A 15,487-nucleotide genomic window follows, 5' to 3' on the forward strand; every position below is an offset into this window, starting at 1 on the left:
TTTCTTATAATATCAGAAAGTATAAACTCCAGAGGCATTGCTTCCTGATATTGCAAGAAAAATTACCTTTAAACGCGGTCTGTCTTCTTTGAAGGTACGTCGATAGACGTTTTTCTTATTGAGGGTGTCCTGCCTCAAGATAGACTTTTGTAATGTCTCAATCATCAGTGCTAAGGACGTGCGTACCCGCCTAGTTTTCGGAGAATAGAATGCTAATCTCAGCCTCTGGCGCCGCTGGCGTAGCGAGAAGCTGCTGTCCTTCAGGCCAGTGGTAATGAACGGTTTCCGTCACAGGATCGATCTCGACCGTATAAAGTGTGCCGAAATGATTCGAGAACTTGCGATGATACAACGGGTCTTTAAGAAAATCCTGGGGCGATACGGCACCGCCCATTCTGAAGAGATGGTCAAACCGTTCCACGGTCCGGTATTCAGTGTGTGCGGAATCCTGAACTTGTCTCTGATGATTCGTGCAGCAAATGAGGCTGTGATCTACGCTCATGCCTTCCGGCGAGGTGTAGACGACGCTGAAACGGCCTTCCCGATCTAAAAGCGAGAGGTTTTGAACCAGCCGATGGGGGATCGAATAGAGCCGCTCCACTGCCTCGGGAACCGTTGCCGAAGTGGCCAAGAGATAGCGGACAATGAGCGGAATGCTGAAACCGTTACCTACTGTGAAGTCCCCGCCAAACGTGATGGCCACTGCGAGGCCGTGATGGTTCAAGCCGTCCAGATAGCCCCAGCCGCCTTCGGCGGAACCCATGATCCACCCTCCATCAGGCAGTGGCTCGTAACGGAATACGCCGCTGAACTCATCCATGCCGAAGTCGTAATTTCGGATTAAGGTTGGATGGCCTAATCGGTGGGATATCGAGTTGCTGCAGCCGGAGAAGAAGGGAGGGAGGTTATACATGGCTAGCAGCTGAGCCTCACCGGGACGGTTGGGCGAGACCGATAGCAGGGCCTCATATTCGGGGAGCAGTTCGGGCATGAAATGGCTGAGAGCAACCCATACTTCCTCGGGATCCATGGGATCCTGAGGGCGGAATACATCCATATTCCAGTGCTGAGCGATATGGGAAGCCCATACCGCTGGATTCGATTTAAGGACCGGCAGACGTTTGAACCAAAACGGTTTCGTTTCTTTAACCATCTCTGAGTCTCCTTTTCATGAATCAAGTTTGAAGACATCCTTCATCTGTTACGTTATCTCAATCCAGTCCGTTCCGCCTGTTCATTTGTGCTATCTTTGGTTAGCACAACAGCCGAAATGATCCTGGCTTTCCTGTACGGTTCCTTTAGGCCTTAAGGAGAACGGGGACCACACCATCGTGACCCATGACGGCAAGGTTGTCTTCACCGCAGCGGAAGAAGGTTATCAAGAAGCAGGAACGGAGCATCTATTTGGCGAAAGGCAAGGATAACCGGTAACCAACAAACACTTGGAGGAGACGGCCAAACAGGATTGGCTGATGATCAGCAGACGGGGGATGACCGCAGCGCGCAATAAACCCGCATATCTGCAACTGCCGGGTGCATAGACGTAAGCAGTAAAGTACGGATGCGGCCGCAGGCTGCCTTTGACCAAGATACGGCCGGGTCCGCCCCATATTACCAAATGAATAAAAAGGAGCTAAGCTGATGTCCACATTCCTATCGCACAACTACCGCGGGGCGTATCATTTTTCCCCGAAGGAAAATTGGATGAACGATCCCAACGGAATGGTCTTTTTCCAGGGGGAATACCACCTGTTCTACCAGTATCATCCCTATGGTACGAGTTGGGGACCGATGCATTGGGGACACGCGGTCAGTCGGGACTTGGTCGTTTGGGAGGACCTTCCGATCGCCCTGGCGCCGGATGAGCATGGCACGATTTTCTCCGGCAGCGCCGTGGTCGACTGGAACAACACGACCGGCTTTTTCGGCAAGGAGCCCGGGCTTGTCGCCATTTTTACGCAGCATGCCGATGGAGCGGAAGGCGAGGCGCCGGTGCAGCGCCAGAGCCTGGCATACAGCACAGATGGGGGACGAACCTGGGCGAAGTATGCCGGCAACCCAGTACTGGCACATGACACCTTCGTGGACTTTCGCGATCCGAAGGTATTCTGGCACGAGGCTTCCGCGCAGTGGGTAATGATTGTTGCCTGCGGTCAGACCGTCTGCCTATACCGTTCGCCGAACCTAATCGACTGGACGCTGTCCAGTGAATTCGGGGAGGGCATTGGCAGCCATGACGGCGTCTGGGAGTGCCCTGATCTGTTTCCGCTGCCGGTGGATGGGAAGTCGGATCAGACGAAATGGGTCATGTTCGTCAGCATCGGCGATCATCCGGGCTCGGCGGAAGGATCGCGCACACAATATTTTACCGGAGACTTCGACGGGGAGTGCTTTACGCCGGATGTGGCTTCGCAGACCCGCGTGCGATGGATCGATTACGGCCGGGACAACTATGCCGGCGTCAGTTGGTCGGACGTGCCGGCGGAGGACGGCAGACGCTTGTTCATTGGCTGGATGAGCAACTGGAAGTATGCGGGCCAGACGCCGACTGGCGGATGGCGGGGCGCGATGACCGTGCCGCGGGAGCTGAAGCTGCAGTCGCGCAGCGGCTCCGCCGAACTCATCCAGCAGCCCGCCCGGGAGCTGGAGGCGTACCGCAAGGAGGTGCTGTCCCTGATAAAGGTAACCGCTGCTCAGGCATCCGCGAAGATGGCCGGGTTGCAGCTGGAAAGCGGAGAGATTCGGATCCGCTTTGAGTCCGGCTCGTCTCTGGAAATGAAGGTGCGGGCAGGTACCGGCCAGGAGACGGTGATCGGTTACAGCGGTGCGGCGGGTGAAGTTTATATCGACCGGACCCGGGCAGGTACGGCGGATTTTCATCCGCTGTTTGCCGGCAGACATACGGCCGTTCTGAATATGGTGGACGGGAAGGTGGACCTGCGGATCCTGATCGACCGGTCTTCGGTGGAGGTGTTCGCCGGCGAGGGCTTTGCAGTTCTTACCGATCTGATCTATCCGGATCAGGCGTCCACTGGGCTGTTCCTCGCGGCGGACGATGAGGAGGCGCTCATCGATTCGTTCGACATTTACGAACTTACTATTTAAATATGAACCTTGTTCCATCTGTCCGTATCATGGGGCATCGCTGAGCTGAAACAAAACAAAGCAACCACATCCGGTAAATGGGATGCGGTTGCTTTTTTCTAGTTTATAGAATTTACTAATTTTCAGCGTAGCAGAACGGGGTTGTCGTTTATGATAAAATTGTACAAGCCGCTCAGTGCATCGGCGTATGTCCGCCAGCGCCCAGCTTAATCTTGACCCGGCGGATAAATAACGAGACGACAAAGCCGACGATCGCTACGATTAAGGCGAATACGAAGGCGTGCTGGGCGCCGAATGCCATGGCATGGGCCGATTCTCCGGCCGCTGCCGGATTGGACGATGTGCTCATGTAGCTAGATATGCCTTTGGACATGATGCTGACCGCCACGGCAGTGCCGATGGCCCCGGAAATTTGCTGCAGCGTGTTCATAAATGCCGTGCCGTCAGGGTGGAGATGCGGCGGCAGCTGATTAAGGCCGTTGGTTTGCGCCGGCGTCATGGACATCGAGATCCCCGCCATTAACAAGCAGTGCAGCACGATGATGTAAACCTTCGACGTGTGCGTATCAAAGCCGGACATCAGGCACAGGACGATCGAAATGACCAGCAGGCCGGGAATCACCAGCCATTTGGGCCCGAACGCATCGTACAGCCGTCCCGTTACGGGAGCAAGCAGTCCGTTCACGATCCCGCCAGGCAGCATCATCAGGCCGGCGGCCATGGCGGTCATGGCCAATGAATTTTGGAAATACATCGGCAGGACCAGCATCGTGGACATAATGATCATGAAGCAGATGAAAACCGTCAGCAGGCCGACCACGAACATCGGGTATTTGAACACCTGCAGGTTAAGCATAGGCTGTTTCATCCGGGACTGGCGGAAGCAAAAAACAACCAGCGCGAGAACGCCGATGATTAAGGATGCGAGTACGATCGGATTAGCCCAGCCGTCGTCTCCTTCGCCCGCGTGGCTGAATCCGAAGACGATGCCGCCGAAGCCGATGGTCGAGAGCAGGATGGAGAGCACGTCGATCCGCGGTTTCGTCAGGGTGGTCAGGTTTTGCATGTAGCGGATGCCGCACAGCAGAGAGATGAACAAGAACGGTACGGTGAACCAGAAAATATAGTTCCAGGACAGGTACTGAATGGTCAGGCCCGCCAGCGTCGGTCCGGCCGCGGGAGCGAACATGATCACGAGTCCGATCGTTCCCATGGCGGCGCCGCGTTTTTCGGGCGGAAAAATGATAAGGATCGTATTGAATATTAATGGTAACGTGATGCCGATACCGACGGCCTGGAGAAGGCGGCCGATCAGCAGCAGGCTGAAGTCAGGCGATAAGGCGGCAATGATGGCGCCAATGATCGAAAACAAGAGGGAAGTCATAAAAAGCTGCCGGGTCGTAAACCACTGCATCAAAAGGCTGGAAACCGGAACGAGCACGCCCAAAGTGAGCAGGTAGCCGGTCGTCAGCCATTGTACGGTACTGGCCGTGAGATGGAGGCTCTCCATAAGATCGCTGAGCGCGATATTCAGGGCCGTCTCACTGAACATGCCGATGAATCCGGCGATGCAGAGCGAGATCATGATCGGCAGCACGCGTACGGATTTTTCTGCTTGGTTTGCTGGCATTGAAGCTGTTGTTTCCACGTCGTTCATCCTTCCAAATAAGTTGAATATATATGATTTCTTGTGTTTATTCTACAACTGTTGAATAATAAAAGTCAACGAATGATGAATTAATTAAATTTTGGGAAAGCGGGTTATAGTGATGAATGAAGCAAAGCGACGTCCTGGCCGTCCCCCGAAAAAAACCGAATTCGGACGCGAATTTTTGCTGTCCAACGCGCTGATTGAATTTTGCAAGCACGGCTACGAGGGGACGAGCCTGCGGACGATTGCAAACTTGTCGCAGGTTGATGTTGCCCTGATCTCGCACCATTTCGGCTCCAAACTGGATCTCTGGAAAGCCGTGGTCGACGATCTGGCGGGCCGTATTCGGGAAAGAGCCCCGTTTAATCGCCATTTTTCCTTTGAAAATGAGGCGGAAATCCGCCCGGTCATCGAGACCTTTGTCGAGGATTTCGTCAATTTCAGCTTTGAATATCCGTACCATGGCATGCTGATTACCCATGAGTCCGTCAATCCCAACGAACGGTCGGAATATTTGATGAGTACCATGCTCCAGCCCACTTTTCAGGAAATGAAGCCTTTTATCGAAGGCTGCATGAAAGTCGGGGTAATCCGGCAGCAGGATCCGGTCCTGTTTTTCCTCATGCTGATCTATTCCGTGTCGCTGGTCGCCTCTACGCCCCATTATGCAGCGCAGCTGTCGGATCGGTTCGCTCATGCCGAAGGGATGAAGGAGGAAATGAAGCGGACCGTGATGTCCAATTATTTTCGCCTTCCTAATTTATAACAGCAGTACTTAGCTGCCTTGAAGGAAAATAGCAGAGCCCATTCGCCTATGAAGGTAAACAGCAGGTCGATAAACTATCTTGAATGCCGCGGAATCCGCGGCTTTTTTTGTTTTCATAGCGTGCCCTTTCTATAATCTCTTGTAGCTTCTTCCAACTTGCATGCCATGTAGAGGTCTGATATTATTTAGATATAAAATAATTAGATGACTAAATATATAGCGAAAAGAGGGTGCAGTATGAAATTACAAGGGAAAGTCGGCATCATTACCGGCAGTGCTTCAGGCATCGGCAGAGGTATGGCGTTGGCCATGGCGAAGGAAGGCGCACATATCGCGATCGTCGACGTGAACGAGGAGAAAGGAAAAGAGACCCTCGCCGAGATTAGCCAATATACGGAGGGAATGCTATTTATCAAGGATATTTCCAAGCAGGAGAGCGCGCATGAAATCGTAGCCGACGTGGTCAAGCGATTCGGCAAGCTGGATATTCTGGTGAATAATGCGCATGTTTCGAGACAGGCTGCTTTTATGGAAACTACGCAGGAGCTGTTTGATTTATCCTTTGGAACAGGCTTCTATCCTACCGTTCATTTCATGCAGGCGGCGTATCCGGAATTGAAGAAAACCCAAGGCAAGGTCATCAATTTTGCATCGGGAGCGGGCATTGACGGACAGGTCACGCAAACGTCGTATGCCGCCGCCAAGGAAGCGATCCGGGGCGTGTCGCGCGTTGCGGCCAATGAATGGGGTCCGGAAGGAATCAACGTCAATCTGATTTCCCCGATCGCACTGACGCCAGGCGTGGAACAGTGGCGCGAGAATGCCCCGGAACTCTATGAGGCGATGCTGAATAAAATTCCTCTGCGCCGGCTCGGCGACCCCGAGCAGGACATCGGTCGTGTCGCCGTGTTTCTGGCCAGCAGCGACGCCGACTATATCACGGGTCAAACCTTTATGGTTGACGGGGGTTCCATTAAACTGCGTTAAATTTTAAACGAGCATTCGCAGGCTTCAAAGGGTGCTAGGAAGGTGGATTCTTAGCGGAAAAGCATGTATGATTGTTAGGGCCTCTAATTTTGATTAGAGGCTTTTACTTGCAGAAAGGGGGATTTGCCTCATGGAAGAACAGACGATTTTTGAAATCATTCACAATATGGATAAAGTGACGAACAACCTCATCATTCAGTGGGGAAAATTGTTCAACGAGGACCTCGGGATTTCCCATATTCTCGTCCTGGCCCACCTGCAGCACCATGGGAACAGCCGACCCTCGGATATAGCCAAGGCCCTGGGATTAACCCCGCCGACGCTTACCCATTTATCGGAAAAACTCGTGCACAAGCAGTTAGCCATCAGAATCATCGATGAACAAGATCGCCGCATTATTTATTTGGGGATTACGGACAAGGGATTGGACATCGTGCAAAAAGCGAATCAGGATGGGCAGATTTTGCGTAGAAATCTTTTCGAAAAATTGACCGAGGAAGAAAGGCAGCAGCTGCTGAAAATCTATGAAAAGCTGACCGGGTTTTTATGAGAATCCCCGAGGCACAACGTGACACCTTTCAAGTGATGACAGCCATGTCGTGAGATATGGACATCACCTGGAGGTGTTTTTGCGTTGTTCAAACCATGACATACAGTTGTCAACCATTGCCTCTTATAATGGCCTTAGAGGATGAGGGAACAAACGAAGGAGGAAAATAAAAATGAGCGAGAAACATACGTTAAGAGGCATGGCGACGATCAATTATTGGGCAGATGATGTGGAGGCAGCGGTGTCGTGGTATTCGGAATTGCTCGGCATCGCCCCGTACTTCAAACGAACCGGACCGGCTGGCGAGCTTGCCTATGCCGAGTTCCGCGTTGGTGACTACCAGCAGGAGCTGGGTCTGGTCAACAGACGTTTTGCTCCTTCGCAAGCGATGCCGGGTCCCGGAGGTGCCATCATGTACTGGCATGTTGATCATGTGGAAGCTACACTTACGAAATTGTTGGAAATGGGAGCAAAGGAATACGAACCGGTCACGCCGCGTGGCGAGGGATTCGTTACGGCTTCGGTTAAGGACCCCTTTGGCAATGTGCTGGGGATCATGTATAATCGGCACTATTTGGAAATGGTGGAATGGTTGAAGAGAGGTAACGAGGGAACTAATGGTTGATATCTTTTTCATTTAGAAAAAAGTAAAAGGCGAAACCCACAAAACGAGCCCTTGGAAAAAGGTGCTCTTTTGTGGGTTTGTTTTTGCGGTTCATCTCGCAGACAGTCTGTAAGATCCGCCTCCTCAGCACCGGCAGGCGCGATCATTGCTTTCCATCGCGATGCTCTCCTTCAATTGCGATTACAGGAACGAAAATATGTTCAAGCCGGTGTTTGAATATTAGGTTCATATCCTCGCCTTCCCGCTTCAGTTGAACAGGACTGCCATCCGTTAGCAGATTTGCTGTGCCTTCACAGAAAAATCCCTTTACCTTGACCGTAATTCCTTTAGGACGTCCTAGGATGATCAGGTACAGCCGATTGTCCTTTCGCGTAAACCGGATCGTTTCACCGCTTTCCGTTTGGGCTTCCGCACGGATCCAGGGACGCGTACCATATACAGCTTCCCCGTTCTGTTTTAACCAATCCCCGAATTTGGACAAGCGGCTTAACTGCTCGGGAGGAATTTGAGCATCCTCGCCGCGCGGGCCTACATTCAGCAGGAGGTTTCCGTTTTTGGACAGGGCATCTATAAAATCGATTAGCAATGTTTCAAAGGATGAATAGTCTTCCTCCTGCTCATTGCGGTTGTAGCCGAATGAATTGCCGATTCCGCGTGTCATCTCCCATTTTCCGGGTTGTATTTCCTTGTGTTTGGTATATTCCGGAGTCGAAAAATCGCTATGAGGGATTGCTGGCTGCGCCAGGGCAGAATGAATATCCGGATTGTTCTTGATCATTCGTTTGATCATCATGTCCATCAATACGCGTACAGGTTTGAGACTTAACAGCTTGTTAGCGGAAATCGAATGCTTCCAGCGATCATTGATCACGCCTTCGGGTACAGCGTTATAGTAGTAGGCGAACAATCGAAACAGAGAGTCCTCATCGTCTGGCCAGCATATATCGTTCCATAGAATATCAGGGCGGTATCGGGAAATCAGTTCGCGGATCTGGGCATCGGCGTATGCTGCATAATCGCCCCCGGGCGTGGAAAAGGAGTAGTCCATAAACGTTCTCGAAATCCTTCTCCGAAAAGTCCAGTCGATTCCACCCGAATAGTAAATGCCAAAGCGCAGTCCTTCGCTGCGTACAGCGTCTGCTAATTCGCCAATGATGTCGCGCTCGCTAAACCAGTTCGGCTCGTGCGGGTTGGCCACCTTCGTTGGCCATAGGCAAAATCCGTCATGGTGCTTCGATACAATCACGACGTACTTTGCACCGGCATTCCTGAAAATTTTGGCCCAAGCCATGGGGTCCCATTGTTTCACGCCGTCCATGAACAGCGGTTTAAATCCTTGGTAGGGCATGCTGCCATATACTTCTTGATGATAGCGTGCAGACGGTGTGGTCTGGTCTTTGATCGCATTCCAGTAGCCTTCAGCGTAAGGGTAGACGAGCATTGCCCGATCATAATCGGTCTTTAATGTATCAGCAAAGTTACCTACGGGTGCAAAACCAGGTACGGAATAGGGACCCCAGTGTATAAAGATGCCGAATTTTGCTTCGTCAAACCATTGCGGAAGCGGGTGAGCGTTAAGCGACTCCCGCGTAGGCTCGTAATTTTTATGATTCACGGCTGCTTCCTCCATCCTTGTCGTCGCCTGATGATTGACTGGATAAATAATGGTTTACCGCCTTGTCGATAAAAGCTTGGGATGCCTCAAAAAGCTCTCGGTCGCCCTCCGGCCAAGATGCCCGATCACCTTGCATTTGTGCAAACGCATCCGTTTGTTCGCTTTCTCCGCCGGTTGCCTCTTGCACCATGGTGTACCAAGCCTTGGCCAAATCTTGTGCAGCGGGCTCGTCCGGCCCTGCGCCTGCCTTCTCCAGCGTAACGGCTTTTAAAGCAAGTTTTCTCCAGGTATGATACAAATCGAATGCACTTTGTGACGTTGTAAATCGTCTGCCGAAAATTTCTTTTTGGGTTTCGCTAAAAGCATATTGTTTCCAATCGATCAGGCTGCTGTTGTTGAAACACCGGATAAAAAAGGTCAGAAGATGCCACGGTGCATCATTTCCGGCAGCGACCGCCGTCCGGTGGGCCTCGATGGCTGCAATGCCTGCATAGGCTTCTTCTATTTTTCGATATAGCGCCAGTTCCTGCTCTTGCAGAATTTGTTCGATTTGAGATATGTCGGGACGCTTGATGACTTTGTCGCGGATTTCTTGAAGAGAGAGCCCTAAAGATTTGTAAAAGATGATTTGCTCCAAGCAAAGAAGGTCGTCCTTCGTATAATACCGCCGTCCACCTGCCGTACGGCCGGTTGTGGGCAGCAGCCCGATATTGTCATAGTGCTGCAGGGTCCGTACCGTTACGCCGGTAGCTGCGGATATTTCTCCGACCAAATAAGTTTTGTCGTCAGTATGCATGCTTCACACCTCCACACTCATTACATCACATGACGTTACGTAATGAGCAACTGTTTTTTCGGGGAGGAAATCGTTCGTCCGGACGCGCGCAGCGAAAGTTTAGCCCCATGGGGCGACGCGGCAGCTGGCAGTCATTTATCCCTCGTTTTGGGTAGGTGCAAAAAGGACTTTCCCTTTTTCGCCATCCTGTTCCGCCATATCTATCGCTTGATCATACTCTGTGAGCCTAAACCGCTTTCTTTCTTGCCGAATGACCAAGTTATTCTCCTTTACCATTTGAAATAAATTATTGAATGTTTGATGCCACTGTGCATCGGAAACGCCTTCAACCCATCTTCGAAGCCAGTAGGGCATTACGTTGATGCTCGGATTGTTCTCGTGGATTTTCATCCAGTTGATTTGAATTCCGGATAAGAGACCAATACTTAAGACCGTGCCGTTTGGACGAATACAATCAATAAGTGATTCTCCATCTGGCCCGCCTATGCTGTCTATTCCTGCGGTTGCACCTGCCCCATTCGTTAATTCCATTACTCTATCGATCAAGGGTTCTTTCGCTGTATTAATCACCGTCCAAGCACCTAGCGATTGCAGTTCCTCGGTATGAACATCATTTCGTACGACAGCAATGAGCCTGAATCCAAAAATGTTTGTAAATTGCGCAAACAGACGGCCGATTGCAGATCCGCAAGCATTTACGAGCAATACGTCGTCCGTATTCAGCTGCAGTTCATCCGAGCAAATGAGCCACGCCGTTACAGGATTGATGTACATTTGGCTGGCCGTTTCGTCTTCAATTCCATCCGGAACAAGGACGGCAAAATTGGCTTTGGTTTTGACATACTCTTGCCAAGTCCCTTCACCACGAAGCGGCAGTACCCGCTTGCCCAATAAAGACGCTGATACAGACGAACCGATTTTTTCAACAATGCCCACGCCTTCATAGCCTGGAATTGCCGGCAGTCGAATTCGATGTTTATAGGCGCCGCGAATCGGGATTAAGTCGGAAGGATTGATTGGACTCAGCGACATTCGAACCAAAACTTCGTCGTACTGGAGCGGGACATGCTCCCGATATTCCGTTTCTATGACTTTCCGGGGATCTCCAAACTCATTATATTGTAAGGAAACAAATTTCATGGTGGGTCTATCTCTCCTTGCTGTATTAAAACGTTATTTAATATTTTAGGCAATATCATCAGTCTTTTAAGTATACACGTGTTAATCTTCTTTTTTCTTTTCATGTGATCGTCGTTATATAGATTAATCTTATTTAAAAAATTTCAATCGATTTTCCAATCTCGCGCGTCTATATTATAGAGCGGCCGCCAAGAGACCCGTCGGTGAACGGGTGGTAGAGATAAAGAGGGGGGAGTGGGGACGCTGAATGCGGAAAGTACATGGAGCGAAATCCATATGAATAGAACCACGCTGACGGAGGCGGAAGCGTTTTTTGAGCGTCTGACCGCCGAGCAGCGAAAATTGTATTCCATTGCCTACAGCTATTTGCGCAGTGAAGCCGACGCGCTGGAAGCTGTGCAGGAGGCGTCATACCGGGCGTGGGTAAAGCGGAAGAAGCTGAAGGACCCGCAGTCCTTCACCCCGTGGCTCATCCGCATTACGATCAACTGCTGCATGGACGAGCTGCGGCGCAAGAAACGGGTATTTCCAGTGGAGAAGCCGCAGGAAGGGGCCGTGCAGGAGATGAAAAGCAGCGAGCGGATCGACCTGCAGCGCGCGCTGGAGCGGATGAAGCCGAAGTACCGGCATGTCGTGATGCTGAAATATTACCAGGACATGACGTCCGTGGAAATCGCGAAGGTGCTGGGCAAGCCGGAAGGAACGATCAAGACATGGCTGCGGGAAGGCCTGAAGCAGCTCCGGAAATATATGTAGAGGCTGAGCAGAAGGGAGGGACAGATATGCCCGAAAAAGAACAGCGCATCCTGCTGCAGGATGCCCATGAAGTGAACCAGCATGCTGAAGCGTTGCCTGAAATGAAGCTGACTCAGGCCATGCGCAAAGGAATGGAGAGAGGAAAAATGCGTGAGAAACGGCGTTTCTATTTTTGGAGTACGGGGACGGTCATGGCCTTGGCGGCGGCCCTGCTAATCATCAATTACTCCATCGGCAGCTTGGCGGATCGAGCGGAGCCTGCGCCGGAGCAGACGGCGGGGATTCCGAGCCAGGCCACCTTAGAGCCGTACCGATCCACCACGCTGGATGGTCTGGCGAGCGCGATGGATCGGGGACTCGTCAAGCCGATTGCCCAGAGCGTTGAACAGAAAGGTTACCGCGTAGAGGTAGACGGAGCCGTCACGGACGGCCGGATGGCCTATGTGCTGTTCGGCGTCCGCAACCAAACGGATAAAGAGGTTATCAACGCCGATATATCTCTTGAACTTGGCGGTGTTGAAGCCCCGTCCAAAGGGGCATCGGTGGAATTGGCGGCAAGTGGCAGCAGCAGAATTCCAGCGAATGGAGCCAATCACTTTATCTACACCGTGCCCCTAAACCCGTCCGTTCAATATACCAAGGATGCCAAGTTCCATGTGACATTGACGGAGACGTCGAACGAAGCGCTCATGTCCAGCTCCAATAAATACCGGACGGCGTTCGACATTTCGTTTGAGCTCGACCCCGCCATGTTCAAGGACAAAGAGCGTATGCTGTATCCCGACCGGACCCTAACGGTTGACGGCCAGCGGGTTCGCGTGACTCAGGTCTTGTACACGCCGCTGCACACGTATGTGGACCTGGACTATGATCAGGCGAATGGGAAAAAAGTATTCCGTCTGCTCAGTCCGGTGCTCATCGGGAAAGTCGGCGACAAGATCGAAAAGCTGTACTATCCGAAGTGGTATTCTCCGGAAAACTCGGAGGCTCTCACGGAAGGCGCAGATGCGATGCTGATGTACGGCAGCAGCGAGAAATACGCCAAGCTGGACTCCGTCTCGCTCAAGACGGAAGGCGTTTCCGCCGTGGACAAGGACCAGCTGCAAATCGTGATCGACTTAAAGAAAAAGCAGATCGTGGAGGCGCCGGACGACCGGTTTACCCTGATTTCGTACACCAGGCCTGCAGGTGCGGGCGAGGTGCTGATTCACCGTGAGCTTGAACACGCCTACGCTGGCGAGAGCCTGTCGCTGTCGCTGGATAACAGCTTCACGGATGCCGAAGGCAACGTCCATCCGATGCAGTCTGCGGAAGGCTACTCCCAAGGCGGGCACAGCTGGTCCAACAAGGAAGACACGATGGCGGATGACTACGGGTACAACTTCGGCAAGGATGCGGTGGACTATCCGCAGCCGTTGACCATTAAGGTGAAGCAGATGTGGATGCCGATTCCGGATACGCAGGCGTTGGAACTGCTGCGGTAATAGCGCGTAACTATAAATAATTACAGGCAGTCTGAAGGCCGAGCGAGCCCGAAGGCTGCCTTTTTACTGTCGGAGGAAAAGCCTGGCCGGCTGGATTGAAATGCGCCAACAAAATTTGTATGTTGGATTCATACAAATTCTTAGAGCAAAAGGGGCCATGTCCGGTGAAATTGGCAGAAGATTATCTTCGGCTGCGAAAAGCATTTTCCGGCCGGAAGGAAGGGGAGCCGTTCCGGGTGACGATTGACGGGCTGTCTGGCGCCCTGTACTGCACGCCCCGCAATGCGAGGCTGATTCTGCGCAAAATGGAGGATGCCGGCATGATCCGGTATGCGGCCGGGCGGGGCAGGGGCCACCTGTCCGAGGTGACGTTTCTGGCGGACAAACGGGAGCTCGTGATCCGGGAAGCGCAGCAATTTGTGAAGCAAGGGGACGTGCAGAGCGCACTGATCTGGGTAAAAGAGCAGGCGGACGAACCTGAGGTCAGGGAGCGGTTTATGGACTGGCTGTCCCGGTATTTCGGCTACCGGACGGAAACGGTCGGGGAGGACCGCATGATGGAGACGCTCCGGCTGCCAATACACCGGCCGATCGTGACACTGGACCCGGCGGATGCGATGTATGCGTTCGATACGCATATGATCCGCCAGATCCATGCGACCCTGGTCGAGCCGGAGATCGGGACGGGCAAGGTTTGTCCCGGCGTCGCGCACCACTGGGAATCGAGTGCCGATGCCTGCAGATGGACGTTCTATTTACGGAAAGGCGTGACGTTTCACGACGGCACGGAGCTTACGGCCGATGACGTCAAATACAGCTTGCAGCGTGTACAGCAGGCATCGAAAAATCATTGTTGGCTGGTCAGAGATATCGTCGAAATCCATGCGGAATCGCGCTATATGGTTCGGATTGAGCTGCGTCAGCCCAATGTTCTGTTTGCTTCGTTCATGTCGCACACGGCGGCATCGATCCTTTCCCGCGGAAGCGGGGAGTCCGGGACCGGAGCTATTCCCGGCAGCCTGCCGGTCGGGGCCGGTCCGTACCGGATCGCCAAGTTTACGCCGGGGATATGCGTGCTTGAGGTATTCCCGGGTTATTATGGGGCCCGGGGGCAAATGGACCGTGTCGAAGTGATGATCATCCCGGACACCGGCGGAGAATGGGCGGTGGAGACAAATCCGGGCGTGCTGGTTGTCGAGACGGGAGAAGCCGAGCGCCAGGAGCTGGAAACATGGCGGCGCAGCCGTCTCGTCACCGGATGCAGCATGCTGACCTTGAATTTCGCGAAGCCGGGGATTCTGCAAAACGGCGCTTTCCGCAAGGCCTTGGGGCATGCGGTTGACCGGAACCGCATGGTCCGGGAGCTGGGGTACCCGCATGCTTCCCCTTGCCTCGGTTTTCACCTTGAGCCGCAGCCGGGTGCTGCTGATCCGCTGTATGATCCGGGAGAGGCTGCCCGGGAATTGAAACGGTCGGGGTACGGCGGAGAGGCGCTGAAGCTGTATGCGTACCGGCGTCATGAACAAGCGGCGTACTGGCTGCAGCAGCAATATGGACAGGCCGGTATCCGGTTGGACGTGCATATTCTGCCTTGGGAGGACTTGATGAAGGAAGAGCGGATCCGGGAGGCGGACCTGATCCTGTTCGAGGCGCTTCTGAGCGAGGGGCTGCTCCGGCAAATCGAATACTTTCTGTCCCGGTACAGTTTCATTCGCAGCGCGCTGGATGCCGGAATGCAGGCGGAAGTAGATCGGCTTGCGGGGCAGCTGCTTCAGGAGCCGGAACCGGAAGCCAGGAACAAGGCGTTTCAGCGGCTGGAGGCGTGGCTGATGGAACGCAGCACGGCCGTCTATTTGACCTATAACGAGGCCCGGGTGCTGTCTCATCCGGCGCAGCAGGGCGTACGTCTGAATGCTGCCGGGTGGGTAGATTTTAAGGACATCTGGTTTAAAGGCGAAGGGTGATGGAGGGAGATCTTTGGCGGATACGGTACAGGAAAACATGACATTCGA

The 15,487-nt window shown here is 52.9% G+C and carries 13 protein-coding genes; 8 read left to right on the top strand and 5 right to left on the bottom strand.

Annotated features, from left to right (window positions below):
* Positions 1–190: 190 nt before the first annotated feature.
* Complete coding sequence (locus CJP46_RS00005; protein WP_094593570.1) at positions 191–1,153, bottom strand: C45 family autoproteolytic acyltransferase/hydrolase; 963 nt, start codon at positions 1,151–1,153, stop codon at positions 191–193.
* Positions 1,154–1,641: 488 nt separating this feature from the next.
* Between CJP46_RS00005 and CJP46_RS00010 the strand changes: the two genes are divergently transcribed.
* Entirely contained in the window at positions 1,642–3,105 is a 1,464-nt protein-coding gene (locus tag CJP46_RS00010) for a glycoside hydrolase family 32 protein (RefSeq protein WP_094593571.1), read from the top strand.
* A 172-nt stretch (positions 3,106–3,277) separates the two neighbouring features.
* On the opposite strand, the gene CJP46_RS00015 is transcribed toward CJP46_RS00010, so the two are convergent.
* Positions 3,278–4,762, bottom strand: a complete 1,485-nt coding sequence (locus CJP46_RS00015) for a DHA2 family efflux MFS transporter permease subunit (RefSeq protein WP_143812900.1) — start codon at positions 4,760–4,762, stop codon at positions 3,278–3,280.
* 112 nt (positions 4,763–4,874) lie between these two features.
* Here CJP46_RS00015 and CJP46_RS00020 point away from each other — a divergent pair, with 112 nt between their 5' ends.
* The 4 genes from CJP46_RS00020 (at position 4,875) to CJP46_RS00035 (ending at position 7,684) form a co-directional block, all read left to right on the top strand.
* A complete protein-coding gene (locus CJP46_RS00020) occupies positions 4,875–5,522 on the top strand; it encodes a TetR/AcrR family transcriptional regulator (RefSeq protein WP_094593573.1) in 648 nt (215 codons plus the stop codon).
* A 237-nt stretch (positions 5,523–5,759) separates the two neighbouring features.
* Positions 5,760–6,509 (top strand): SDR family NAD(P)-dependent oxidoreductase, encoded by a 750-nt coding sequence (locus CJP46_RS00025; RefSeq protein ID WP_094593574.1) that lies wholly within the window; start codon positions 5,760–5,762, stop codon positions 6,507–6,509.
* Between the two features lie 130 nt (positions 6,510–6,639).
* A complete protein-coding gene (locus CJP46_RS00030; protein WP_094593575.1) occupies positions 6,640–7,059 on the top strand; it encodes a MarR family winged helix-turn-helix transcriptional regulator in 420 nt (139 codons plus the stop codon).
* A 172-nt stretch (positions 7,060–7,231) separates the two neighbouring features.
* Entirely contained in the window at positions 7,232–7,684 is a 453-nt protein-coding gene (locus tag CJP46_RS00035) for a VOC family protein (RefSeq protein WP_094593576.1), read from the top strand.
* 142 nt (positions 7,685–7,826) lie between these two features.
* Here CJP46_RS00035 and CJP46_RS00040 read toward each other — a convergent pair whose 3' ends face one another.
* The 3 genes from CJP46_RS00040 to CJP46_RS00050 form a co-directional block, all read right to left on the bottom strand.
* Positions 7,827–9,299: an alpha-L-fucosidase gene (locus tag CJP46_RS00040; RefSeq protein ID WP_179280969.1), complete on the bottom strand. Its 1,473-nt coding sequence runs from the start codon at positions 9,297–9,299 to the stop codon at positions 7,827–7,829.
* Positions 9,289–10,095, bottom strand: coding sequence for a MerR family transcriptional regulator (locus tag CJP46_RS00045; RefSeq protein ID WP_094593578.1), 807 nt, complete (start codon positions 10,093–10,095; stop codon positions 9,289–9,291). Before CJP46_RS00045 ends, CJP46_RS00040 begins: the two co-directional genes overlap by 11 nt.
* A gap of 135 nt (positions 10,096–10,230) precedes the next feature.
* Positions 10,231–11,235: a zinc-dependent alcohol dehydrogenase family protein gene (locus tag CJP46_RS00050; protein WP_094593579.1), complete on the bottom strand. Its 1,005-nt coding sequence runs from the start codon at positions 11,233–11,235 to the stop codon at positions 10,231–10,233.
* 276 nt (positions 11,236–11,511) lie between these two features.
* Here CJP46_RS00050 and CJP46_RS00055 point away from each other — a divergent pair, with 276 nt between their 5' ends.
* The 3 genes from CJP46_RS00055 to CJP46_RS00065 all read left to right on the top strand — a co-directional run bounded on the left by CJP46_RS00055 (position 11,512) and on the right by CJP46_RS00065 (position 15,439).
* Entirely contained in the window at positions 11,512–11,991 is a 480-nt protein-coding gene (locus CJP46_RS00055; RefSeq protein ID WP_094594997.1) for a sigma-70 family RNA polymerase sigma factor, read from the top strand.
* 26 nt (positions 11,992–12,017) lie between these two features.
* Entirely contained in the window at positions 12,018–13,475 is a 1,458-nt protein-coding gene (locus CJP46_RS00060) for a DUF4179 domain-containing protein (RefSeq protein ID WP_179280970.1), read from the top strand.
* Between the two features lie 164 nt (positions 13,476–13,639).
* Complete coding sequence (locus CJP46_RS00065; RefSeq protein ID WP_179280971.1) at positions 13,640–15,439, top strand: ABC transporter substrate-binding protein; 1,800 nt, start codon at positions 13,640–13,642, stop codon at positions 15,437–15,439.
* Positions 15,440–15,487: the final 48 nt, after the last annotated feature.

The organism is Paenibacillus sp. XY044, assembly GCF_002257645.1.
GTDB lineage: Bacteria > Bacillota > Bacilli > Paenibacillales > Paenibacillaceae > Paenibacillus_AQ.